Here is a 24,855-nt window from a genome sequence, read left to right on the forward strand (position 1 = left end):
GCTTGAATAGCTCATCGATTGTTGTTACATTTTTTAAAGCGAATTGACTTCGCAAATAAATATTTTGGGTTTGATACCAAGTATCAAACCGCCCTACACATATTTGGTTTGTCGAAACAATGTTCAGTTTTCAAAGGTCTACCAAGTTATCAGAGAAACAAGTGCTCCGTGACAACTTTTAAAGTATATCATGTCGTCAAATACCTGTCAACAACTTTTTAAACATCTTTTTGAATAAATATTGATGTTTCCGAACCAAGTTGAATAAATATTCTCAACAACGTTTACTACTATATCAATAATCAACCAGACCGTCAAGCCTTTTTTTAAATTATTGAGGAAGCAACTTCTCGTTGCTGTCACAATGTTTGCACACATAAATGACAACAGAAAATAGTTTACCAATATCTGCCGCAACGGTCAAGGGGAAAATGAATATTTACTGAAATTAATTTCAGCCATCCTCTCTATTCCCTGAAAATAGGACATCAAACCACCACTAAACCACAAAAACTGGTCTACTTCATCTCGAAGTGCCGGCTGCATAATCACGCACTCCACTTATGGTACCACTAAGTGTCCTACCGCCTCTCTCGTCTCAAATGGATAAGTCAAACTAGGTAATACTATTGCCCACATTTTTCATCCGCGGATTTCACTGGCCTTTTGATTGTCCTCCGATAACACCTATTTTCAAACATCTAGAATCCCCCCTCACTCAAAAAAAAAGTCAATCACCTGCTATCGTGATTGACTTCTTTCATATAGAACTAATATTCTATTTTAATTCAGGTGCATCAGTCTTGTAATCGGAAACGGTACTCTTACCATCATGCTTAGCAAGCACACTCGTCTTTTCCTTTTCCTCAGCTTCCGCTAACTGTTCCATTGCTGGCTTCAGCTTATACGTAAAGTCCGTCTTATTGACCTTTGTAAAGTTCTTTGGTGTATAGAACCGCAGCAGATCCCCGTAAATTACCCGATCAGACAATGAGAGTTCAGTTGTAACGTGATTTTGTAGCTTAGCGACGTCCTTCTTCTGCGCCGCCGTCAAGGTCAGTGCATCTCCCGTCTTGGTATCATAAACGGTCCCACCAATCTTGGTATACTTTGGCGAAACAAAGTTCCCATTCCGAAAGGCCACGGTCTGATTGCGATTTTTAGCCAATAGGTCTTGGCCAAACTGAATCGTATCTGTATTCTTAACCCCTAAGAGGTCCAGCAACGTTGGGAGCACATCAATCTCCCCACCATAGGTTGATTGAATGCCCCCCTTAAGACCCGTCGCATGAATCATAAACGGCACCTTCTGGAACTGGGCGAGATCGTAGTTGGTCACTTTACTCTTGCCCAATAACTGTGCAATCGCTGGCCGGTGGTTATTTGAAATTCCATAGTGATCCCCATAGGCCACAATAACACTATTCTTATAGAGTCCCGCCTTCTTCAGGTAACTGATGAACTCACCAAATGCCTGATCCAAGTAATGTGCCGTCTGCACGTAAGGATCGACGGTCTTGTCCCCAGTCTTGGTTGCTGGGAAGTCTGTGTTCTTCTTATCCAGCTCATAAGGATAATGGTTCGTCAACGTAATCAGCTTCGCATAGAAGGGTTGCGGTAACTGTTCGATGTACTTAGCTGACTGCTTGAAGAAGATCTTGTCCTTCAGGCCATAACCAATACTATAGCCCGACTTCTCTGTATAGTAGCTGGAACTAAAGAAGTACTGGTAGCCCCATGACTTATACGTATTATCTCGGTTCCAGAAGCTAGGCACATCCCCATGGAATGCTGCCGTGGTATATCCGGCTTCTTGGCTCAAAATAGCCGGTGCCGCTTGGAACGTGTTCTGTGTCCCATAGGTCGTCATAGCTGACCCCTGTGGTAACCCAAATAACGAGTTTTCCAGCATCATTTCGGCATCAGAGGTCTTCCCCTGGGCAACCTGATTATAGAAGTTCTTATAAGCCAAGGTATTCTTGCTATGATAGAACTTATTCAGTGTTGGTGTTACTTCCTTACCATCCACCTTATAATCAATCAAAAATTGCTGGAAGCTTTCCAAGTGAATAATGAAAACATTTTTTCCCTTCTCTTTACCAAAGTAGGAAACGTTTGGACTTACCCGATTTTGTTTCAGGTATTTTAAAACACTCTTCATATCGCTAGCGTTGGCACTCGCCCGGGTCGCACTTTCCTTCTGCGTCTGATAGGCGTTGAAGGCAGCGTACTCATTAAGTCCCAAGTATTTCACAATATAATTATTGTCAAACGTCCGGGTCAGTAACCCAGAGCGATCCGCATTGGCCATCCCGAACTCGGCAAACATCAGGCCAAACGACAACACTGTAATGGAGAACGCGTACCGCCGTTTGAACGGTCGTGCATCGATTCGAATCACGTGGGTGACCAATAAAATGATCAGAATCACGATATCAATATAAACAAAGAAATCATAGACGTGCGTAATCTGAGCCAAACTCTTCCCCAGATTATTCCCCACGTCACTAGAGCCCTTCATAATCCCAAATGAGAGGAAGTCAGAGAACTCTCGGTAATAGAGTACATTCGCAAAAATCCATGTGGACTCTAATACATCAATAATCAACATCAGCCAATAAGCTAACCGCCCGCGGAAATAGAGCGCAATACCGAATACTAGTAAGGCAGCTGGAATCGGATTAATCAACAATAAGAACTGTTGAACATTCCCCTTAGCCCCCAAAGTAAATTCGGTCTGATAGGCAATGTAAGTTTTTACCCAAAATAAAACGACGATCAACAGGAAAAAGCCCATTCGGCTGTTTACCCAGTTCGTCTTCCGCTTAAAAAAGTTCGCCATGCGATTGCCTCCACAAAATAATTAACATCACTATAGTATAGCTGATATTAACGGGTAATCAATGTGATTCCATAACCTTTGGAAAAATGCAACTTTTTCCCGGTATAAAAAAACAAAACTATGGCACCCATAGTTTTGTTAGTTATCCGTCAACAAATCAAACAATTCGATAGCTACTAAATCGATGTTATCAAACTCAAAAGTCGTTTCCGGGTTGTGTTCGGTTAAGGTGTAGGTGTGGCTCAACTGGTTGTAAACAACCGTTGCCTGCTCAACGCCTTCCTTTTCAAATCGACGGGGTTGTGGCTCGTCGGTGGCATCCTCTTGCATCGCCTTTAAGCGATTGATAATGCCAATCAATTGAGATTCTTCCATGGTTGGTCCCCTTTCTAGCTTTCACTAATGATTTTACCAAACTTGAGGCGGTATGGCACGCCCTAATGCAGAAAAACTCACTCATTTGGCAAATCCTTTTTTTCAATGACCTTATCTGGGGGAATTACCATCGCAACTAACCCCGTCAGCATGCCAAAGTAATAGGTCAGTAAGCGCCATAGAATCATTGCTAAAACTAATTTGCTATTTGATGAAATATAACTCCGGAAGATCATTTCAAAGCTATACTCGGCCCCCCCGGACCCACCTGGAATAGGAAACAGTGAAATCACCATGACAATCAGTACATGTAGACTAGTCACCATAACAATATTGGCCGTCGTATATCCCAGCGCTAACATGATAAAGTACGGGATCAAATAATAAAACATCAGTTGGAAAAAAGTGATCACAAAGATCTTAAACATCAATTTTCCCTGTCCACTGATCCGGACACTTTCATGGTAAAACGAATCGATTTTGCCGTTAATATTGCTCTCCATTCGGGTGAAGCGGTCTTTTTTCATAAACCACCGACAGGGATACAGAACGATCCCCACCATTTTTTTCGTGAAAGCATGCCAGAACATCACCATCAGCAGACCAACAATGACGGCTAAATGAATCGTAAACCCAAACACGACTAACCAAACTAAGGCGTGCAGTTTATCCTGAATGTCGTTAAATCCGATGACCAAAGCAATTAAAAAGTTAATCACAATCATCGATTGGTAGACCACGAACTTCATTAGGAGTACCGAACTGGCCTTACCGGCATCGACCCCTGTCTGCATCAACGCAATTAACTGTGCCGGTTGTCCACCGGAAGAAAACGGTGTGATCCCATTAAACAGCTGTTCCACCATCGGAATTCGTAAGGCATCCTTGAACGTAAAGCCTTCGATTCGATCCGAAATAAAGACTTTGACGATAACAGCTTCCAAGCCGAGATATAACACCATACACAAAATAGCGACCCCAAACCACCAAAAATTAATGTGCACGAAGTCATTGATTAAAACCGAAAATTTAATGTCACGTAGCGAAAAGGCAAAAATTGCAATCCCCAAAAGCAGCATTAAAGTGAGTACCCATTTATTTCGACGTGACATGCACTTACCCCTCTTTTGCTTGTTGCTGATAGAACGCCCGCCAAATTGTGGTCAAGTGTTCTTCAGAGTAGCGCTCAGCAGCCGCCAAACTCTGTTGATGCCAGTGTTCCATGGCTTCTGGCTCCTGTGGTAATTGCTGAAGTTGCTGGTTCATTTCCGCATAGTCCTTTGCTGGTTGATAATCCCCGGCAATGATGGCCTGATACAGGTCTAAATCACGCAACAATACCGGTGTTCCGGTACTAAAGGCCTCCAGAACGGACATTGGAAACAACTCGTTAAATGATGGTAATAAGAATAAGTCTGTCAGGTTGTAGTAGTCAACTAATCGCTCACGATCCACAATCCCAGGGAAGCTCAAATTAGCGGGAGGATTATCAACGACTTTCTTCAAGGCAGCATAACCATCCGTCATCCGGCCAAAGGAGAATCCACCAGCCCAAATAAACTGAAGTTGCGGATTATGCCGTGCCAGTTTGATAAAGTCAAACAAGCCTTTTCGTTCTTGAATCTGACCAATCCCGAGTACCGTAAACTTTTGCCGGTCATAACCGTACTGATCCCGTAAAGCCTGCTTTTTGTCAGCTGTCACGGGATAGAATTCCTTACGACTCACAAAATTCGGAATGTATGTCACCTTATCTTCAGGAATCCCGTAAGCCACTAGCTTTGGAATAAACGTCGGGTTGACCACTACGATGTGATCCATCCGCTTATAAAAGGCAATCACGTATTTATAAAAAATCGACCGGAAGGGTTGGGGAATCTTCAAGCTTCCCTCTAAAGTTTCCGGCAAGAAATGAACGTAGCCAATTTTTCGGCCGCGTCCAGGTAAGAATGTTGATAAGTAATAGGAAAAATTAATCGTATGATAATGCGTCAAATCCGCGCGACCATACTTATTGACCGTCACCTGAAAATCATCGCCTAGACGGGTGCGCATCAGATTCATGAGCTCATTGTAAGCACTGCCGACACCCTGTCCTTTGACAGAATCAGCAGCGGAAAACATGTTGATTTTTAACATCCAATAACTCCTCTAATTGCTAAAATCCGGGGTATCCTCGTGAGCAGCTTCATAGTTTGCCTGTGCATCCTGATAAAAGCCAATGATACGTTGACCAAAGGTATCGGCAGAAATGTCAGCTAATTTTTTTGCTAATAAGTCCGGGTCCTGCTCTTCGTCTCCATGCCGCAGATAATCAACCACGTTTTCAATCATCTTAGCTGGCTCCTTAAAGGTGACCCCCAAGGTCCGACTCGACAATAGGTCATCGGTATAGGGACTGGTCATAACAACGATTTTTGTTCCAGCCGCCATGGCTTCAATGTAGGTCAATCCTTGTGATTCCGAATCTGACGAGGATAGAAAGACATTTGCCATGTGATAGTATCGGAAGACTTCATCGTTGCTCACTTCACCGGTAAATGACACGTGATCCGTTAACCCAGCATCCTTCACCTGTTGTTCCAGATCTTCTCGTGCTGGACCATCTCCGACAATTAAGAGTTGCGCTGCGGGCACCTGTGCCAAAATCTGTGGCATAGCTGCAATGCTCTCCTTGATGTTTTTTTCGTAGGCCAAGCGACTCAGCGAAAGAATGACGGGGGTATCGGGCTGATAACCCAACTTCCGCCGTAAATTAGCCGTGTCCGGCTGCTCATATTGATGTAAATTGACGCCAGTTGGAATCACGCGGATAGGGGTCTTAACCCCATAATCCGTTAAGGTCGTTAACACGCGATCACTGGGCGCAACAACACCCGTCATGTGATAACAAAACGCTAAGGTCGCCTGCTTCACGTGGACCGGCTTCAAAATTTTACCGTTAGCCACATAGTGTAAATAATCCTCGTACATGGTGTGATAAGTATGCAGGCACGGAATTTCCAAGTTACGCGCCACAAACTTACCGATCCACCCCATCGAGAACTCCGTTTGCGTGTGGACAATGTCTAAATTTAATTCCTTCGCAATTTGGTAGGCTTGAAAAAGTCCCCGCACAGCAATCCGTCGTTCCGTAAACGAAACGAATGGAATACTTGAAAAACGAAAGACGTTCCGCTCGTAAACGTTACGTTCAACGTGCGGATCAGTCGTCGTAAAAATATAGACCTGATGGCCTTGTTTTTCTAATTGATCTCGCAGCGTCTTAATCGACGTTGCGACCCCACTTACTTGAGGGAAATAGGTATCTGTAAATAAGCCAATGTTCATTGCCAATCCCCCTTGCGTCTGTGTTTGGCTAGGTTCTCTGGAATAACGCTTTGTACAGTCACCACAATTATATGGGTTTGGCTAGGTGATTGCAAACCACAACCAGCTACTGGTGAAAAATAGTCCACTTCTTGGGCCAATAGTTTTAAATGATAGCATAACTCTATTTTCAAAATCAGACTCTATTTTAGACACCCAAAAAGCACCAGCAACAGGTCCATCCCCGTTCCTAGTGCCATTCAATTTCTATTTAACCCAATCTTTTGGTTACTTCTGCAGAACGCCTGGAACTGCCGCTTGAACCATAGTGATGACCTCTTGACTGGTGCTAGCCGAGTTCAATGCTGTTTCAACCAACGACTGGAGATCGTGAGCGTTGAGCTGACTGATCAGCTCACGCGTCTTTAACACGGCACCCGCACTCATCGAGAATTCATCCAAACCCATGCCTAACAAGAGGGGCACAGCGATTGGATCACCAGCCATTTCACCACACATGGCAACGGGAATCCCTGCTGCGTGACCGGCGTGAATAATTCGATCGACCAGCCGCAAAATAGCCGGATGATACGGTTGGTACAGATAAGCCACGTCTTGATTGGTTCGATCGGCAGCCATAGTATAGCCGATCAAGTCGTTGGTCCCCACACTCATGAAGTCGACCTCTTGAGCAAATCGATCGGCCAACATGGCCGCTGCGGGTACCTCGACCATCATTCCCACTTTGACTTTCCCCATTGGGACCTGCGCGGTAGTAAGTTTCGACCGCTCATCATCGTAAATGGCCTTGGCCTGACGGAACTCATCTAATGTTGCAATCATAGGAAACATGATCCGTAGATGGCCAAATGCCGAGGCCCGTAACAAGGCCCGCAATTGACTACGAAAAATATCCTGATGTGCTAAGCTCTGCCGAATGGCGCGTTCACCCATGAAGGGATTGTCTTCATGCTTAGTCTTTAAATAAGGCAATGGCTTATCCCCGCCAATATCGAGAGTCCGAATGACCACCGGCCGCGGTGCCATGGATTGGACAACTTGGCGATAAACGTTAAACTGTTCGTCTTCCGTTGGCAACTGATCAGCATCCATATACAAAAACTCGGTCCGCATGAGTCCGATTGCCTCCGCACCATTTTCTATCACTGACGGTAAATCACTGGCCGTTCCGATATTAGCCGCCAGCATAACCCCGACACCATCTTTAGAAGTCGTCTCGTGATGCCGTAATGTCGCTAACCGTTGCTGATTAGCCACCCGCTCCTGCATGTCTCGACGGGCCGCAGCCAGTTCATCTACCGTTGGTTGAACAATTACGTTTCCCCGTGTGCCATTTAAGATCACCGTTCCGCCATCTGGAATTTGCTCGGTCGCATTTTGAGTACCCACCACGGCTGGTAGGTTTAAATTTCGCGCCAAGATTGAGGAGTGAGACGTCCGCCCACCAACGTCCGTAATGAATCCCAAGATGTACTTGGTATTCACGGAAACCGTATCACTGGGAACTAGGTCGTGTGTCACCACAACAACTGGATGATCGACCAAGGCCAAGTCGGGTAACGTGATCCCTAGCAAATGACCAGTCAGTCGTTTCGTCACGTCATGCAAGTCTGTAATTCGTTCTTGCATGTAGGGATTATCGGTCAGTCCCTGCAGGGTGGTTTCGTACCCGGTCGCGACATCCGCTAAAGCTGACTCGGCATTGATGCGTTTATCTTTAATGTTTGCTTCAACTGCCGCAATCAATTCTGGGTCCTGAAGCATCGCAATGTGCGCACTAAAAACCTGAGCACTGTCAGCGCCCAGGTTTTTAGTTGCACGAGTTTTAATCGTCTCAATGTCTGAGACGGCTGCTTCAAGGGCCTGATGGAATCGATTTAATTCGGAATCAAGATTTGTGATTGACCGTCGTTCAACGTTCAGATTTGGTTCAACCAGGCGGTAAGCCTGACCGCAAACCACACCATCACTGGCGGCAATTCCCTTGAGCATCGCCCTCATTAGTCAGATAAACCCTCTTTTTTCAAAGTTTCAGCAACAGCGTTCATCGCGTCGGCTTCGTCGTCACCATCAGTTGTGATCGTGATTTCAGCGTTTTGACCAACACCTAATGACATCACACCCATGATAGACTTTAAGTTAACGGACTTGTCTTGGTACTGTAAGCTAACTTCTGAGTTAAACTTACTTGCGGCCTGTACTAATAAAGTAGCGGGACGTGCGTGGATACCAGTTTCTGCTGTAACATGAAATTCGCGTTTTTCCATAATTGATCGATCTCCTTTAAGCTTAGGTTGATTTCCTTACTGAACGTCATTCGTCTTGACCTGCGCATTGGCCAAACAACCATTTTTACGAATAACGTCTACCTACTAAGAATATCAATCTAGCCGATAAATTACAAGTTCTATGTGAACCGCTTTCATCAAAATAGCCCTATTCGCCGTCATTTCCGGCATCGTGATCGTAGTGGTAAATCAATTGCCCATTCTTATTGGCTTGACCAACCACCCGTTTCCGCGTGTCAAACAACATAAAGGCCTTTTGAAAGGCCGGAAAATCTTCCGGAGTCACTTCAAACTTCTCAATTTTCTTATCCTTTAACTGATTCATCAGGTCCGTAAAGTCTTTCGCCACCTCTTCACCCCCTCATGACTGTTCATGACACTTTGCTAGTAACGACGTCCAGCCACGATGGCGTCACGCTGCATGCATCGTACTAGTCGTCAGTGAGCTAACTCACCCATTATACAAAAGATTTTCACTAAAAACACGCCAGCAAACTTCACCTGAGAGATTAATCTCAGATCAGAACCAAGGATTGAACGACTCAAAACATCTATTATGACTGGTGTCACAGCGATGCAGAGACTGAAATTGGACAGCGGCGGTCAATTTTCGCCTTACCGGCCGACCGATAAGGCGAAAAATACCTACACGATCTTCTACATCTACTGGCCAAAGAATGACACCCACCAAAAATTAAAAAAGTTGATTATTTCAGGGAGTCATTTTAGCATTCTCTATGCGGGAGTGCTAAAATGAAGTCGTTCGCTAGAGAGCCCCTGACACACGGGACTTTCATCACCAAACAAAATACTTGCACGGTGAAGGGAACGCGGTATAATGTGGTCAATGGTCAAGAAAGGTCAAACCTTTTCGGACAGACCACGTGGGACCTCTCACGAGAAATCCAGGCAAGAAAGGAGACGACAAGATGCTATGTCAAAATTGCCACCGCAATGAAGCAACGATACACCTATATATGAGTGTAAACGGGCAGCGGCAACAAGTTGACCTATGCCAAAATTGTTACCAACTGCTTAAGCAGCAACAAAACGATTCTGGAAATGGAGGTGGCCGTATGGCACAAGATCCATTCGGCTTTGGCAACCTGGATGATATTTTCCGGGCAATGCAAGACGGTAACGCCAATCAAGGTGACTACCGGCAAGCTGCCGCACAGCAAAATCGACCAACACAACCAGCTGGCAATCAAGGTTCCGGCAACGGACTGCTCAATCAGTACGGACTGAACCTCACCCAGTTGGCTAAGGATGGTAAGATTGATCCCGTCATTGGGCGGGACAAAGAGACGGCTCAAGTCATCGAAATCCTCAACCGCCGGACTAAGAACAACCCCGTTTTAATCGGGGAAGCCGGTGTTGGGAAGACGGCGGTCGTCGAAGGACTCGCGGAACGGATAGTTGAAGGTAACGTTCCCGAGAAGTTAACAAACAAGCAAATCATTCGGTTGGATGTTGTTTCACTGGTTCAAGGAACCGGTATCCGTGGTCAATTTGAGCAACGGATGCAACAACTGATGAAGGAAGTTCAGTCTAGTCCAGACATCATCCTGTTCATTGACGAAATCCATGAAATCATGGGTGCCGGTAATGCTGAGGGTGGTATGGACGCTGGTAATGTGTTAAAACCAGCTTTAGCCCGAGGTGACTTCCAGCTGATTGGGGCCACGACTTTAAATGAATACAGAGATATTGAAAAGGACCAAGCCCTAGCTCGACGGTTCCAACCCGTTACGGTTGATGAACCGAGTGCTGATGAAGCCATTGAGATCCTGAAAGGGATTCAAAAGAAGTATGAGGATTACCACCACGTTCACTACACTGACGACGCCATCGAGGCTGCCGTTCGGTTATCTGACCGTTACATTCAAGACCGCTTCTTACCTGACAAGGCCATTGACCTGTTGGATGAGGCCGGTTCACGGAAGAATTTAACAATCAACGTGGCTGATCCTAAGGCCATTGATGAAAAAATCAAGTCGGCCGAAACACAGAAACAAGCTGCCCTAAAGCAGGAAGACTATGAAAAAGCCGCCTACTACCGCGACCAGGTGACGAAATTGGAGAAATCCAAGGCGTCTGCCACAAACGCCGATCAAAATCAATCGGCTGAAGTCACGGTCAAGGACATGCAAGACATCGTCGAAGAAAAGACCAACATTCCAGTTGGTGAATTACAAGCTAAGGAACAACATCAACTCCAGAGTTTAGCTAGTGATCTTGAAGGTCACGTTATTGGTCAAAACGAAGCCGTTGATAAGGTTGCCCGCGCAATTCGCCGTAATCGGATTGGTTTGAACGGCACTGGTCGTCCAATTGGCTCCTTCCTCTTCGTCGGTCCTACTGGTGTTGGGAAGACGGAATTGGCTAAGCAATTAGCAAACGAACTCTTTGGTTCCCAAGAAGCCATGATTCGGTTTGACATGTCTGAGTACATGGAGCCGCATTCAATTTCTAAGTTGATCGGGTCACCACCTGGCTATGTTGGCTATGAAGAAGCTGGCCAATTGACCGAACAAGTTCGGCGCCACCCTTACACCCTGATTTTACTGGACGAAATTGAAAAAGCTCACCCCGACGTCATGAATATGTTCTTACAGATTCTTGACGACGGTCGTTTAACCGATTCACAGGGTCGTACGGTGTCCTTCAAGGATACACTGATCATTATGACCAGTAACGCCGGTACCGGTGACGCTGAGGCCAACGTTGGCTTTGGTGCTGCCGCAGAAGGGAAGACTCACTCCGTTCTGGGTAACTTAACCAACTACTTCAAGCCAGAATTTCTGAACCGATTTGACGATATTCTCGAATTCAACTCCCTCACCAAGGAAAACTTGATGAAGATCGTTGACTTGATGATTGGCGATGTTAACCAGATGTTGGCAGGCCAAGGTCTCCACATCCACGTTACGGAACCCGTTGAAGAACAGCTTGTCACTAAGGGCTACAACCCTGCGATGGGTGCGCGGCCGCTACGACGAGTCATTCAAGAAGAGATTGAAGACCGGATTGCCGACTTCTACCTTGATCACGCGGACGTTAAGAACCTCGTAGCCAAGATTGAAGACGGTAAGATCGTCTTAGCTGCCGACACCGAAGCTAATGCTGCGTCAAAGGCAACTCCTGATTCTGATAATAACTAGTTTTTTCTGAGTGGTCGTGCCTGTTGGTGCGGCCACTTTTTTATGGTCCCTTCTGAAGAAAGTTTATGACTAAATGAGGCTACGTCGTCCAGGCATTGCCTTACCGGTCGGCAAATATGGGTTGAATCGGTACGATTGCCGCCAACAATCACCCTTACATTTCTCGCAGAACGCTCTTGACGTACCTAGCACTTCAAAATTGCCTGCCACGGGTGCAGTGAATGCGGTATACTAGGTTTTAAAAGGAAACTTATGGAGGTGAGACGAAATGGCATTTTTTGACTGGTTGCGACGCTTGATTGAGCCAACTCCCCGGCGCGGGCCTAAACATGCAATGCATCGAACACCCACGCCGTCTAAAGTGACACCTGCCATTTCCGACCGCCCACAACCAGCACCAACCGCTACTGTCTCACCGGTAACGACTGCCGTAGAAAAACCATCAGTTTCTGCCCCAGCCGCTACCCTAGTGGTTCGACTCGTCGATGAAAGCAATCATCCCCTGCAGCCCGCTCTAATTTTAACGGGACAGCTGAATCACGCTGTTCGCTTCCGCTTTCCAGAAATTCCGGGTTACGTGCTGACCCATACGCACGGTTTTACGCAGGATTTCATCACCGAATATGGGTTAACGACCCTCACCTATCAACGACAATGGGGCCAACCTGTCGTTACCTATTTGATTGATTTCGACAACGGTCAGCTTTTAACCTTACCGACAATTCACCGTGGACGTCTCGACGGGCGCTATCACTTAACCCCACCGGAAGTTCCCAACTATCGCATTTTTCAAGCACAGGGTGCGCAACGCGGTCAGTTTTCACAGCTTGCCCAACGCGTCATTTATTTCTACCGTCGAGAGGCTTGGCAAACTGTCCAGCGCGTCCACCAGTACGTCCTGCTTACGACGGACCATCAAGTTTTAGATCAGCCAGCGGGGCAACCCTATGGCTATCAATTCCCAGCACATTCACTCTGGCGATTGTTCGTTGTCGTAACTCGGACCGATGGCACTGTTTGGTACAACCTCGGTGGTGAACAGTGGCTTGTGGCCACCGAAACTGCCTTACGTGACCACCCGCTTCCAACTGCCTTACCACAACGACATCAGTGGTCGGTCCAGCCATTTGAACGACTAGGCAGCGTTGACTATGTCCCGCATGCCGCCGTGACGATTTTTAAAGAACCGTATGGCGAGAGCATTGGCCAACTTGAACATGGTGAACCACTAGATGTTCGCGGACGCATCGTGGACGACCAACAATTGGTCTGGTATCAAATTGGCCCCGATGCCTACATTAATGCTAATTATGTCCGATTAGTCCCTATCGCATCCGCTTAATCCTATCACTTTTAACGAAACAAAGAACCGCAGCTGACTCCCTCCTCCAAGGGATAGCCAGTTGCGGTTCTTTTCGTTGCGGAAATACTTAGTCCAACTCGCCGATCAATTGCTGTGTTCCGCGTTGCTGCCAGCGTTTGGCAACTTCGAGAACTAGCGTTGGCACAAAGACTGCTGGAATCACAATCAGCCAAGCTACTGCCGGCAAGGCTACAAGACCAAACATACCTTGAATTCCCGGTACCATGGCAATCAGTAAAACTAAACCGATGGCCAACAACATTGCCCCATTTAACACGGGATTACGTTTTAGACTCATCAGCGTCAGTGGCTGGCGGTCTTTGATGGCGTAAATGTCGATCATGGACCCCATCGCGAGAACTAAGAAGACCATCGTCATCCCAACCGTCGCCTGACCAGCTGATAAGCTAAACCGGCCCAGTGCGTAAATTCCCAACGTGAGTCCCGTAAATGTCACGGCACGAATCGCTAAGCGACCACCGAGCCCTCTGGCAAATAAACTTTCATCGTTGGCCACTGGTGGTTGCGCCATCGCTTCCTTTTCGCCTGGCTCACGGCTAATGTAGAAGCCTGGAATTCCATCGGCTAACACGTTGATCAACAGAAGTTGTTCTGCCAATAGTGGCGCACCCCAACCCATGAGGACCGCTCCCACCATCAAGAAGATCTGGGCAAAGTTGACACCCACTAAAAACTCTACTGCTTTTAAAATATTTTGGTAAACCGTCCGACCTTCACGAACCGCCGCAATAATTGTGGCAAAGTTATCATCCGTTAAGATCATGTCTGCGGCACCTTTAGAAACTTCAGTCCCCGTGATACCCATGGCAATCCCCACGTCGGCCGCCTTTAAGGCTGGCGCATCGTTCACGCCATCACCCGTCATAGCCACCGTCTTGCCTAGCTTTTGCCAGGCCTGAACGATTCGAATTTTGTCTGCTGGGGAAACCCGCGCATAGACCGCAATGTTTTCGATCTGCGCCGTCAATTCTGCGTCCGTCAGCGTCCGTAATTCGTCACCAGACATCACCAGTTGTCCCGGTGTCAGCAAGCCGATTTCCTTGGCGATGGCCTCTGCCGTCACCATGTGGTCACCCGTGATCATCACTGGCTTGATACCCGCTCGTTTAGCCTCACGAATGGCTGGAATCACTTCTGGCCGCGGTGGGTCAATAATTCCCACCAGTCCGGCAAAAGTTAACCCCGTTGCTAACGCGTCCCAATCGACAGTTGCCGTTGGCCCGACCACCTTATAACCTACCGAGAGGACCCGCAGCGCGTTACGACCAAACTCATCATGAACTTGCTTCGCAGCCGCTTGTTCTGTCGCCGTCCAGGTCACGGGTAGCCGATCAAAGGCCCCCTTCACAATAACTAACTGCTGACCGTCCTTGAGCCGGTGAATCGTTGCCATCGTCTTTTTCGTTGAGTCAAATGGATCTTCGGCTACCCGTGGTGCCTGTTGTTCAAACTGTGCCCGACTCAGCTCGTGCTGGCCTAACCAGCGTACGATTGCGAGTTCCGTTGGGTCCCCAACCGTCTTTTCCTCACCATCAGTCAATTTGATCTCGGCGTTCGTCGCCAAGCCCAGGTAACGCATCAGTTGTTTGCCAGCCGGCGTCATCTTTTCTGCGGCCACCGGTTGGTCACCCGGCGTCCAGTAACGCGTAATCGTCATTTTGTTTTGCGTTAACGTCCCAGTCTTGTCGGATGCAATTACGTCGACGCCACCGATTGTTTCTACGGCGTTTACCCGTCGCATAATGGCATTGCGCTTCGCCATCCGCTTGACCCCGTGGGCCAAACTGATTGTTACGATAATTGGTAACGTTTCTGGAACCGCCGCCACCGCCAATGAGATACCGATCATGAGGCTGTCCGCAAGTCCCTGGTTTTGCATCCAGATGCTGAGGGCGAAGATGGCCAGACCCCCGATAACAGCAAACGTCGTCAACCAGCCAGAAAGACGGTTTAAGCGTCCCTGTAACGGCGTTGCCCGTTTCTTGGTCTTGTTCAACAGACCCGCAATCTGCCCCAGTTCCGTTGCCATCCCCGTCGTGATGACCTGCATCACGGCCGTTCCAGCGGTCACCGCCGTACCGGAGAAGACTTGTTGGTCGTCCGCTAGCTTGTCGAGAGCCGTCACCTTTTCTTTGTTTACCGGCACGCTTTCCCCGGTCAAAACGGCTTCATCGACCGACAAGTTTGTACTTTCCAACACAATACCGTCAGCCGGAACTTGGTCGCCGGCCTTAAGTAAGACCAGGTCGCCCGGCACGATATCTTTGGCCTTGATTTCTTGGGCGATATCCTCACGCCGAACCGTTGTCGTAGGCAGGCTCATCGATTGCAGGGCTGCCAGCGCCTTTTCGGCTGAGGCTTCCTGGTACATGCCAATCACCACGTTGATGACTAGGATTGACCCAATCACAATTGACTTTGTCCAGCCCCCACCCTGAAATAACGCCATGTAGCTCGCCAAACCAACCGCGAACAATAGGACCATTGAAGACACGTCGCTCAAATGGCGAACCACTTGTCGCCATAACGCAGGCTTCTTAGCTGCTACTAATTCGTTCGTCCCATGCTGGGCCAACCGGTCCGTCGCTTGTTGTGTCGTTAACCCCGTTTGGGCCGTTAACGTTACGTTTTTCATCTCTTTTCTTGTCATCTTCGTATCCTCCACTGTATAAATGAATTATCATATCAATTACTATAATCTTATTATTACTAAAAGTTTTGTATAGACTGTGGCAGAATTGTGAAGATTCTTGGAAAACTGAAAAAATTAATTCATGCGCGTACTGCTGAACTGCGACGACCAGCGATTCTGCCGGTTAGTAAGGTGCTGACTGGTCAATGTTGCCTAGTTTTGATCTCAATATTGCTGTTACAACAGTCATACTAGGTATTTTAGAGTTTTCTTTAGTCCTAGTGCGATAAAATTCGCCATAAAAATTCATTCCACAATTCTCAACCATTCGGCCAAACAAAAATAGCTCGCACAATCTGGGTTATCAGATAATGCCAGCTATTCTCATTTAAAGTCTATTTTTACATGCCTTACGTCATATGCAAGAAGGGACAGTTTTTTTATCCACCGCAAAGGATGATTAAAGATTACGATCCATGTTAAAAGTCAATTTAGATAATGTTAACCCTTTTTCAATCAAGTCATTCGTAAACTTCGTGGTCTTGGTCCGCATGTCAGCAACCACTTTATGATTTTGATCGGTCAGGTAAGCCGTCAGGTCATTCCCGGACAGGTTCTTGGCATGGGCCAACGTGTTAGCCACGTGTGTTCGCAGATTTTGCTTAGCCGCCGTCACATAGTCCACATCCAACTCAATAAAGTTTTGGTAGTGGGATTCAACAATCATCGACAGCTTTCGGTACATCCAGTAGGCACTCTTATCGTCCAGATGAACTGGCGTTTCACTGTAAGCGTCATCGGTATCCGTGGCGTTAGCAAAGAACGGAACGTATGGACTGAAGGCTGGTACCCCGAAGCACAACCAGAAAATGGCAGAACTTTCTGCTGGCACATCGTTTCTGATCTGCAATACATGTGAGTTTTGCGTCCGATTCATTGAAATTGGCCGGAACTTCAGTCGGTCTGCATCGGCACCCTGGCCTAACGGATCGTACTTGGTCTCATTATAGTGGGAACTCAAAATATATTCGACATCTTCCACACTGATTTTGTGACTGGTCCGGCAAATAAATGGCAATTCACTAGACTGGGGATCTTGTTCAATTTCTGGATTCAAAACGCGTTGTCCAAACCAGACCCGTGGCGTGTTGTAATGCCGATCCTTTTCGGTACTGGTCCCAAAGATATGGCGGAAATTCCAACCATTTTGGTCGGGATTCAAGTGATTTTCGGTTACAAATTCTTGAATTCCTTCGGAGTACATGAAATTGTCAGGGTCATCGAACGTGACCTGTTGAATGGCGACCTGGTTCGCAGCGACCGCATAGGCGTCATCTGGAATGCGCTGTGCCACCCAATGGTGACCCGTGACGATTTCCATATACCAAACCTCGTCGTGATCGGAGAACAGCACCCCATTGCCTTCAGGGGAACCATATTGTTTGATCAAGTTACCCAGGTAACGAACCCCATCACGGGCGGAGTTAATATATGGTAAAACCATCGTTTGAAGTGAGTCTTCGGCCAGACCATTAGCAACTAGCGGGTCAAAGGCCAGAGCATCAGGATTACCATAAACACTTTCGGTAGCACTCATCGCCACGTTCTTTTCGTTAAAGCCACTTTCGGCATAAACGCCTTCCTTGTCGACTTCCACGTTGGGGGTTGCTGAGTAGCGGTACCCGTCGCTAGGAATTGGCGCCGTGAACCCGTTTTGATTCGAAGTCCAGGTCCGTTCTGGCTGGTCATGTTCCGCCGGATGAACATAGAACCGTTGTGGGGTCAAGGGTAAGAAGGTATCGTCATTTCTAGCGATGAGGGTCGAGCCATCGACTGTTGCTAGCTTGCCGACTAAAACGGTCGTGCAAGCGGATAAGTGTTTTGCTGCTTTCATAACTAAAACCACTCCTTAATTGATTCATCTGCTAATGGTCCGCTTCATCATTTAATCAGTATCCCCCTCACCCTATTTTGCGAAGGTAGATTTTGACCTGAACAAAATGAACGAACCGTCCCGTGTACAGAGACTATAAACATTAGTGTACCCCTTTCAGCCTGCAAACACTAGTCCGAGGCTATTGGCCTAGCCAGTGGCCAATGGTAACACTTTCACGAATGTGTTGACATTCCACTGAGGTTGTGTAAAATAGAGTTGTAATCAATTAAGATGTTTTTCACATGTTCATATTTGTGAAAACATCAGCATGTGTTAAAAACTTGTTTTGGGAGGCTACACCATGAAAGTTACAGTTGTTGGTTGTACACACGCAGGGACCTTTGCCATTAAACAAATCTTAGCAGAACATCCAGACGCCGAGGTCACCGTCTATGAAAAGAATGATAATATCTCGTTCCTATCTTGTGGGATCGCCCTTTATCTCGGTGGCAAAGTTGCTGACCCCCAAGGTCTCTTCTACTCCAGTCCTGAGGAATTAAAGCGTCTTGGCGCCGACGTTCAAATGGGGCACAACGTCTTGGCAGTCGACCCTGACCAAAAGACGGTCACGGTTGCGGACTTGTCTACTCATGAACAAGTAACGAAATCCTACGATAAACTCGTCATGACTTCTGGTTCTTGGCCCATCATCCCCAAGATTCCTGGTATCGATGGCGATAAGGTCAAGCTCTGCAAAAACTGGAATCACGCCCAAACGCTGATTGAAGAAGCCAAGGGTGCCAAGCGTATCACAGTCATTGGCGCTGGCTATATCGGCGCTGAACTGGCCGAAGCCTACTCTACAACTGGCCACGACGTGACGTTGATCGATGCTATGGATCGGGTCATGCCAAAATACTTTGATGCCGAATTCACGGATGTGATTGAACAAGACTACCGTGATAACGGTGTCAAATTGGCCATGGGTGAAACCGTTCAAAGTTTTGACCAAAGTGGTGACGCCTTAACGATTACGACCGACAAGGGACACTACGAAACTGACCTTGCCATTCTGTGCATTGGCTTCCGGCCAAACACGGCACTACTCAAGGGCAAAGTCGATATGGCCAAGAACGGCGCTATCATTACGGATGATTACATGCGGTCATCCAACCCCGACATCTTTGCAGCTGGTGACAGTGCCGCCGTTCACTATAACCCAACGCACAAAAACGCCTACATTCCGTTGGCAACCAACGCCGTTCGGCAAGGTATTCTAGTGGGCAAAAACTTGGTTAAACCAACCACTAAGTACATGGGTACACAATCCTCTTCTGGCTTAGCCCTGTACGGCAGGACCATTGTCTCGACCGGATTGACCCTGGCTGCCGCTCAGCAACAAGGCATCAACGCCGAACAAGTTATCGTCAAGGACAACTACCGGCCAGAGTTCATGCCAACCACGGAACCCGTCCTGATGTCACTGGTCTTTGATCCAACCACCCGGCGGATTTTAGGAGGCGCATTGATGAGCAAATACGACGTGTCCCAATCCGCCAACACCCTTTCCGTTTGCATCCAAAACGAAAACACGATTGACGATTTAGCTATGGTCGACATGCTATTCCAGCCTAACTTCGACCGGCCATTCAACTATCTCAATATTTTAGCTCAAGCTGCACAAGCTAAGGCTGACAGTTTAACTGGTGTTAAAGCTTAGTCCCTATCTGCCAACCGCTAAGGCGATGGCGAGATTAGGATGCCTAACTTTTGTCACGGTATCGTTACTATAACAGTCATACTAGGTGCTTTGTAACCTTCAATTTTCAATCTCATTCAAACCAACTTAAAAATGTGGCTGGGACATAACTCAAAAAGTTGCTTCTTTCAGAGTCTAACGATTCTGAAAGGAGCAACTTTTTATTTACGCTTAAAGATTGAAAGCCAAAATGTTTGCGTTACTCTTGCGACAGTAGGGATTATCACGGCTAGATTAGTGAAAACAGCCGCACTCCGGCTTTGATTGTGCTCGTCAATTTCAATCATTGAATCCAGGTAGTTGTTAGGGTTTAAACGTAAAACAATAACGCTTCTGTAGGCATAATCCACGTTGCCTCAAACCAACTACGTCAGCCGAGAGGTCGGCAGATATGGGCTCAGGCGCGTCGTTCTACTTAGTCAGCAGGTGGGTTCCCTGCCGGCTTAGTAGAAAACCAAGCTTGGAGCCTCGGTCTTTTCGAGGCTTCAAGCTGTGTTCGCACCGATCCAGCCCATATCTGCCGGCCGGTAAGGCGATAGTTGGACAGCGTTGCCTAATTTTAGACCCAGTATCGTTGTGACAACGGTCATAATGTGTGTTTCGGGACTTTCAACCTTCAGTTTACGCCACTATGGTGCCGAAACGTGTGCCATAAGGCAGTTTATTACGCTTAACCCAATAACAAAAATCATGTCAGAATCAGGCATAATTTCTGCTATCACGTTAATGCTCGCAAACTAACCGCTTTATGTCCCGCTCTGATTTTTTACAGAAAAGCTTTTCCCTACGCCGGAACATCATTCAATGTCCAGGTCAGGGTCCCTTCATACGTCCCTGCAACCGTACCGCCACCTACCTCAAGTAGTAAGCCGGTGTTATCTGCCCAGGTATCCACCACATCCGTTAGTTGATCTTCATCCGTCGCCTCACCCTGATGAATCGCAATCGGCGTGCTCGAAATGAGTGTCCGGTCGTCGCCATTATGGTAATAGACGCCACCAGTCAGTTGCTGACCCTTAGTGGATACAAACGGGGTCCCAGTGACCTGCAACGACCACTTGGCGCCCGCTTCTCGGGTATCTAATACCTTTAGTTGCCAATCCGCCTTCCGTTTGATCCGTTGCGTAGTCCCCGTTAAGACTGTTGGGGCGAACGAACTCTTCTCCGCGACCGTGTGGAAAGTCAACTGCCGTGTCACCGTGATTATAAATTTCACCTGATTAGAGACATTGCCATACGGATCACGCGCCGTGACAGTCAAGCTATTTTCGCCCGCCTGTAATTTCTCTGCTGGAATCTGCACCGTAAACTGCCCGCTGTTATTATCGCCATCATCTGGAATCGTAAATTCGGGTAATACCGTTCCATTTAGTTGCGGTTGAATTTGAATGTCGCTGTTGTCTAAATCAACACCGTCTGGAACGACGACTAACCCTTTCATCGTAGCGCTTTCATTTGGTTTAACCGTCGTGCCGCTTCCCGACAAAGACAGCAAGTGCAACGCCAACGTTGGGTTTATCGTAAAAGCTATCGTATCTGCAGTGACTACACCGTTAACGGCGCTAAACGTACTCCCACTTGCGGATACCATCACCGGCGATTTTACATCTGCCGTTTCTCCCATGAGAGAAATGGTCGCCGTCGAATTTTCCTTTGACAACCCCTGGTTTAACGCCACATCGAGCTGATTGTCTACCAATTCTCGCAGGTCGATCGTCTGACGACTACCATCGGCATAAGTCACCCACGCCTCCTGATAGTCCAGTTGTTCTGGTAGATTTAGTTGCGCGGTCACGTCCTGCCAATCCTGTTTTCCGGCCACATAACTGAGCTGATAATCCAGTTGAAAAGGATCACGTCCCTTTAAGTTGTCGCCGTCAGTCACGACCTCACCCGTACGTTGATTGGTCAGCTTAGTCTGCGCGGTGACATCCACCAACCCGGGAACCTCTTCCATCACGACTAAATTGTTCTCATAGCTGTCACCGGTGGCCCCCGTAAACCCCCAACGAACCTGCCCAGTCTTCTGCGGATCGATTTTCGTTACATCCACATCAACCGTTGCTTGATTTCCTGGTAGCTCGACACCAGTAGCAGCGTCCTTATCGTCAAACAAATACGTCATTTTCTGTGCGCCGGCATCCCAATCAAGTGATAAATGGTGCCACGTCCCGTTTGCCAAGAATGTATTTCCTCCACTGATGACGCCCTCATGTCGTTGTGTGGCGTAGTAGCCTGAGCTATAAATCGGGAAATAAGTGACCGCTCGCACCATTTCGTAAGTGCTTGCTTCACCTGGGTAATTGGTTGCTAGGTGCGGACCATTCAGCCCCACATCAAATGAATCGGCGTCGCCCGCATTGCCATAGCTTGTCGACGTATTCAGATGCGTATCAAACTCCAGCGCCCAACTATTCTGAATGGCCGACTCCGCAACTTTAGTCGGTGTCGTCTGCCGCTTATCGGTATCGACACCCCAGACGCCGAGCGTTTCACCGGAAACCGTCTTGCCAAAGGTCGGCGTGGCCGCAAGCTTACGGTCATCATTTTGCAACACAAAGGCCATGCCATCCGCCGCTTTCTTCCCGGCATTCCCGAAGTAAAGCCACATAGAGGCTGCCTGGTCTTGATTGAGATCAAACGTGTTCTCATTCGTCGACCAGAGCGCACCAAATTGTTTTTTGCCATTATTGATCCGTGCTACCTGTGTCCCCGTAATGTTTGGATTCGTCGTTGTAACCACGGTGGCAGAATTATTAGCGGTGGTTCCCGGCGTAAAGATCTGTGCCAAGGAAATCCCCTGTGGTGCGGTTTTCAACGCCTGGTCGTAGTCCGCATCGGCGCGGCCGACCGCCTCTATATTCAGTACACCCAAACTCACTAATAGTCCCAACCATACCTTCAATTTCATCGATATCCGCTCCTCTCCTGCCCCAAAAATAATATTGGCCCTTAATCACGTTGACTAGAACTCTTTTTCAGCATTAGCGTATCATGCTTTAATCTATCACATGATAATTAGGCAAAAAATAACGGGAGCGATTCGAAATTTGACCGAAAAAAGGCCTCACCCAAGTCATTCGATCGGGTTGAGACCTTTTTGAATTGAATTTAAGCCTGCAGATTAAAAACAAAAGTTGAAAATCAAAATGTTCACTTTACTCTTATGACAATTGCCGCACCTCGGCTACCAGGACGGTAACTTTCCCACTGGCTTAGTAGAAAATTAAGCTTGAAGACTCAACTCTCGCAGCTTACAGTTGTGTTTGCCCCGTTCCAGCCCATAACTGCCAACCAGCAAGGCGATGATTGACCGGCATTACCTAATTTTAGGCTCAGTCTCGTTATTACAACAGTCATAAGTGATATCGTAGAATTTTCAACCTTCAGTTTAAGCTTATAGCTTCGACGTTAGCGTAACGTCAGGATACTTGTCCTGGAACCAGCGTTCTGCAAATCGGTTTTCAAATAGGAATAGTGGTTCGCCATGGCTGTCTTTGACCAAGAGATTTCGAGACGACGACATGCGTTCATCCAACTGATCTGGATCGATCCACCGCGCGGTCTTCTTGCCCATCGGTTCCATGATCACTTCAGAATTGTATTCGTTTTGCATCCGGAATTGGAAGACTTCGAACTGTAGTTGACCCACAGCACCAAGAATGTAGTCCCCGGTCGAGTAGGACGTGTACAGTTGTACGGCCCCTTCTTGCACCAGCTGATTGATTCCCTTGTGGAAGGACTTCTGCTTCATGACGTTTTTAGCCGCGACCCGTACGAAGAGTTCCGGCGTAAATTGCGGTAATTTTTCAAACTTGATTTTGGACTTACCCGTGTAAATCGCATCCCCAATTTGGAAATTACCAGTATCGTACAAACCGATGATATCTCCGGCAACGGCAGTTTCCACCGTTTCCCGTGTATCGGCCATGAATTCCGTCACGTTTGAGAGCCGAAGCTTTTTGCCCGTTCGCTCCTGAATAACGTCCATTCCCCGATCAAATTCGCCGGAACAGATTCGCACAAAGGCAATTCGGTCACGGTGATTCGGGTTCATGTTGGCTTGAATTTTGAAAACGAAACCAGAGAATTCTGGATCAGTTGGCGCCACATCAATATCTTCTTCGGTATGATGACTAGCAGGTTCTGGCGCATATTGGAGATACGTTTCAAGGAACGTTTGTACCCCAAAGTTGGCCAAGGCTGAACCGAAAAACACTGGGGTTTGATCTCCGCTGGCAATTTTTGCTTCGTCAAATTGGTTGCCGGCTTCACCGATCAACTCCATGTTGTCACGTGCATCCCGATACCAATCGTCGTCTTGAATGGCGTTGGGCTCAACTAAGTCCCCATCGTCATTCAATGGCAAGTAACGGTGATCCTCATCTTCGGGCCGGAATAGAGCCACACGTTGGTGGTAACGGTCGTAGAGACCCTTCAATTCCTTGCCCATCCCAATTGGCCAGTTCATCGGGTAGCCTTCAATGCCCAAGACATCTTCCAGTTCAGCGATGAGGTCCATTGGATCACGGCCATCTCGGTCTAACTTGTTCATGAACGTAAAGATAGGAATGCCCCGCATCTTACAGATTTGGAACAGCTTCTTGGTCTGAGGTTCGATCCCCTTAGCGGAGTCAATGACCATGACGGCGGAGTCAACCGCCATCAATGTCCGGTACGTATCTTCAGAGAAATCCTCATGGCCTGGCGTATCCAAAATGTTGATCCGCTTGCCCTGATAATTGAACTGCATCACGGAACTCGTCACGGATATTCCCCGCTTTTGTTCGATTTCCATCCAGTCGGACTTGGCGAAGTTGCCGCTCTTCCGCGCCTTAACCGTCCCGGCCTCACGCACAACACCCCCAAATAACAGGAGCTGTTCGGTGATCGTCGTCTTCCCGGCATCGGGGTGAGAGATGATGGCAAACGTTCGACGCTTAGAAACGGCGTCAGCTAAATTTTTTTCACTCATATGGTTTCCTCACAAATTTCATTTTTAGTTTAAGTAACAGTCTCTATCGTTTTTAAACGTAACCTTTAGATTTTAACATATCCTAGCGCTCATAGCGGTTTCTGTTCTTAGTTACAATTTATTTCGTCTTTTTTTCATAGCGATTAAATTTTAACACATCTACGTCGACAATTCACGGTTTGTTCGCACCCGGGGCATTTCGTGGTATGATAATAAAATAGAACTTTAAA

At 47.3% G+C, this 24,855-nt stretch carries 16 protein-coding genes; 4 read left to right on the top strand and 12 right to left on the bottom strand.

Annotation, left to right across the window (positions count from 1 at the left end; all coding sequences use genetic code 11):
* Window positions 1–778: 778 nt before the first annotated feature.
* The 8 genes from EKM89_RS08915 to EKM89_RS08950 form a co-directional block, all read right to left on the bottom strand.
* On the bottom strand, window positions 779–2,842 hold the full coding sequence (locus EKM89_RS08915) for an LTA synthase family protein (protein WP_125687771.1): 2,064 nt from the start codon (window positions 2,840–2,842) through the stop codon (window positions 779–781).
* A gap of 138 nt (window positions 2,843–2,980) precedes the next feature.
* On the bottom strand, window positions 2,981–3,217 hold the full coding sequence (locus EKM89_RS08920; protein WP_048735739.1) for a YkuJ family protein: 237 nt from the start codon (window positions 3,215–3,217) through the stop codon (window positions 2,981–2,983).
* A gap of 77 nt (window positions 3,218–3,294) precedes the next feature.
* The gene (locus EKM89_RS08925; protein ID WP_125687773.1) at window positions 3,295–4,329 is read right to left on the bottom strand and encodes a lysylphosphatidylglycerol synthase transmembrane domain-containing protein; all 1,035 of its coding nucleotides are present in this window, start codon (window positions 4,327–4,329) and stop codon (window positions 3,295–3,297) included.
* A gap of 4 nt (window positions 4,330–4,333) precedes the next feature.
* On the bottom strand, window positions 4,334–5,356 hold the full coding sequence (locus tag EKM89_RS08930) for a glycosyltransferase family 4 protein (protein WP_125687775.1): 1,023 nt from the start codon (window positions 5,354–5,356) through the stop codon (window positions 4,334–4,336).
* A gap of 12 nt (window positions 5,357–5,368) precedes the next feature.
* Window positions 5,369–6,547: a glycosyltransferase family 4 protein gene (locus EKM89_RS08935; RefSeq protein ID WP_125687777.1), complete on the bottom strand. Its 1,179-nt coding sequence runs from the start codon at window positions 6,545–6,547 to the stop codon at window positions 5,369–5,371.
* A 267-nt stretch (window positions 6,548–6,814) separates the two neighbouring features.
* Window positions 6,815–8,548, bottom strand: coding sequence for a phosphoenolpyruvate--protein phosphotransferase (ptsP, locus tag EKM89_RS08940; protein WP_125687779.1), 1,734 nt, complete (start codon window positions 8,546–8,548; stop codon window positions 6,815–6,817).
* Window positions 8,548–8,814 carry a phosphocarrier protein HPr gene (locus tag EKM89_RS08945; protein WP_011668257.1) on the bottom strand — a complete coding sequence of 89 codons (267 nt, stop codon included), beginning with the start codon at window positions 8,812–8,814 and terminating at the stop codon, window positions 8,548–8,550. The genes ptsP and EKM89_RS08945 overlap by 1 nt, the downstream gene beginning before the upstream one ends.
* A gap of 169 nt (window positions 8,815–8,983) precedes the next feature.
* The gene (locus tag EKM89_RS08950; protein ID WP_125687781.1) at window positions 8,984–9,184 is read right to left on the bottom strand and encodes a hypothetical protein; all 201 of its coding nucleotides are present in this window, start codon (window positions 9,182–9,184) and stop codon (window positions 8,984–8,986) included.
* A 225-nt stretch (window positions 9,185–9,409) separates the two neighbouring features.
* On the opposite strand from EKM89_RS08950, the gene EKM89_RS08955 reads away from it, so the two are divergent.
* The 3 genes from EKM89_RS08955 (at window position 9,410) to EKM89_RS08965 (ending at window position 13,341) form a co-directional block, all read left to right on the top strand.
* On the top strand, window positions 9,410–9,592 hold the full coding sequence (locus EKM89_RS08955; RefSeq protein WP_164510559.1) for a hypothetical protein: 183 nt from the start codon (window positions 9,410–9,412) through the stop codon (window positions 9,590–9,592).
* A gap of 172 nt (window positions 9,593–9,764) precedes the next feature.
* The gene (locus EKM89_RS08960; RefSeq protein WP_125687785.1) at window positions 9,765–11,999 is read left to right on the top strand and encodes an ATP-dependent Clp protease ATP-binding subunit; all 2,235 of its coding nucleotides are present in this window, start codon (window positions 9,765–9,767) and stop codon (window positions 11,997–11,999) included.
* A 268-nt stretch (window positions 12,000–12,267) separates the two neighbouring features.
* Window positions 12,268–13,341 (top strand): MucBP domain-containing protein, encoded by a 1,074-nt coding sequence (locus EKM89_RS08965; protein ID WP_125687787.1) that lies wholly within the window; start codon window positions 12,268–12,270, stop codon window positions 13,339–13,341.
* Between the two features lie 88 nt (window positions 13,342–13,429).
* Here the strand turns inward: EKM89_RS08965 and EKM89_RS08970 are convergent, their stop codons facing one another.
* Together EKM89_RS08970 and EKM89_RS08975 are read right to left on the bottom strand one after the other, a co-directional pair.
* On the bottom strand, window positions 13,430–16,033 hold the full coding sequence (locus EKM89_RS08970) for a cation-translocating P-type ATPase (protein ID WP_125687789.1): 2,604 nt from the start codon (window positions 16,031–16,033) through the stop codon (window positions 13,430–13,432).
* Window positions 16,034–16,475: 442 nt separating this feature from the next.
* Entirely contained in the window at window positions 16,476–17,909 is a 1,434-nt protein-coding gene (locus EKM89_RS08975) for a C69 family dipeptidase (RefSeq protein WP_125687791.1), read from the bottom strand.
* A 343-nt stretch (window positions 17,910–18,252) separates the two neighbouring features.
* Here EKM89_RS08975 and EKM89_RS08980 point away from each other — a divergent pair, with 343 nt between their 5' ends.
* Window positions 18,253–19,611 (top strand): FAD-dependent oxidoreductase, encoded by a 1,359-nt coding sequence (locus EKM89_RS08980; protein WP_125687793.1) that lies wholly within the window; start codon window positions 18,253–18,255, stop codon window positions 19,609–19,611.
* Window positions 19,612–20,434: 823 nt separating this feature from the next.
* On the opposite strand, the gene EKM89_RS08985 is transcribed toward EKM89_RS08980, so the two are convergent.
* Complete coding sequence (locus EKM89_RS08985) at window positions 20,435–22,561, bottom strand: lectin-like domain-containing protein (RefSeq protein WP_125687795.1); 2,127 nt, start codon at window positions 22,559–22,561, stop codon at window positions 20,435–20,437.
* A 486-nt stretch (window positions 22,562–23,047) separates the two neighbouring features.
* Window positions 23,048–24,625 (bottom strand): peptide chain release factor 3, encoded by a 1,578-nt coding sequence (locus EKM89_RS08990; protein WP_125687797.1) that lies wholly within the window; start codon window positions 24,623–24,625, stop codon window positions 23,048–23,050.
* Between the last annotated feature and the right edge of the window lie 230 nt (window positions 24,626–24,855).

The sequence above is a fragment of the Levilactobacillus fujinensis genome (genome assembly GCF_003946335.1).
Lineage (GTDB): Bacteria > Bacillota > Bacilli > Lactobacillales > Lactobacillaceae > Levilactobacillus > Levilactobacillus fujinensis.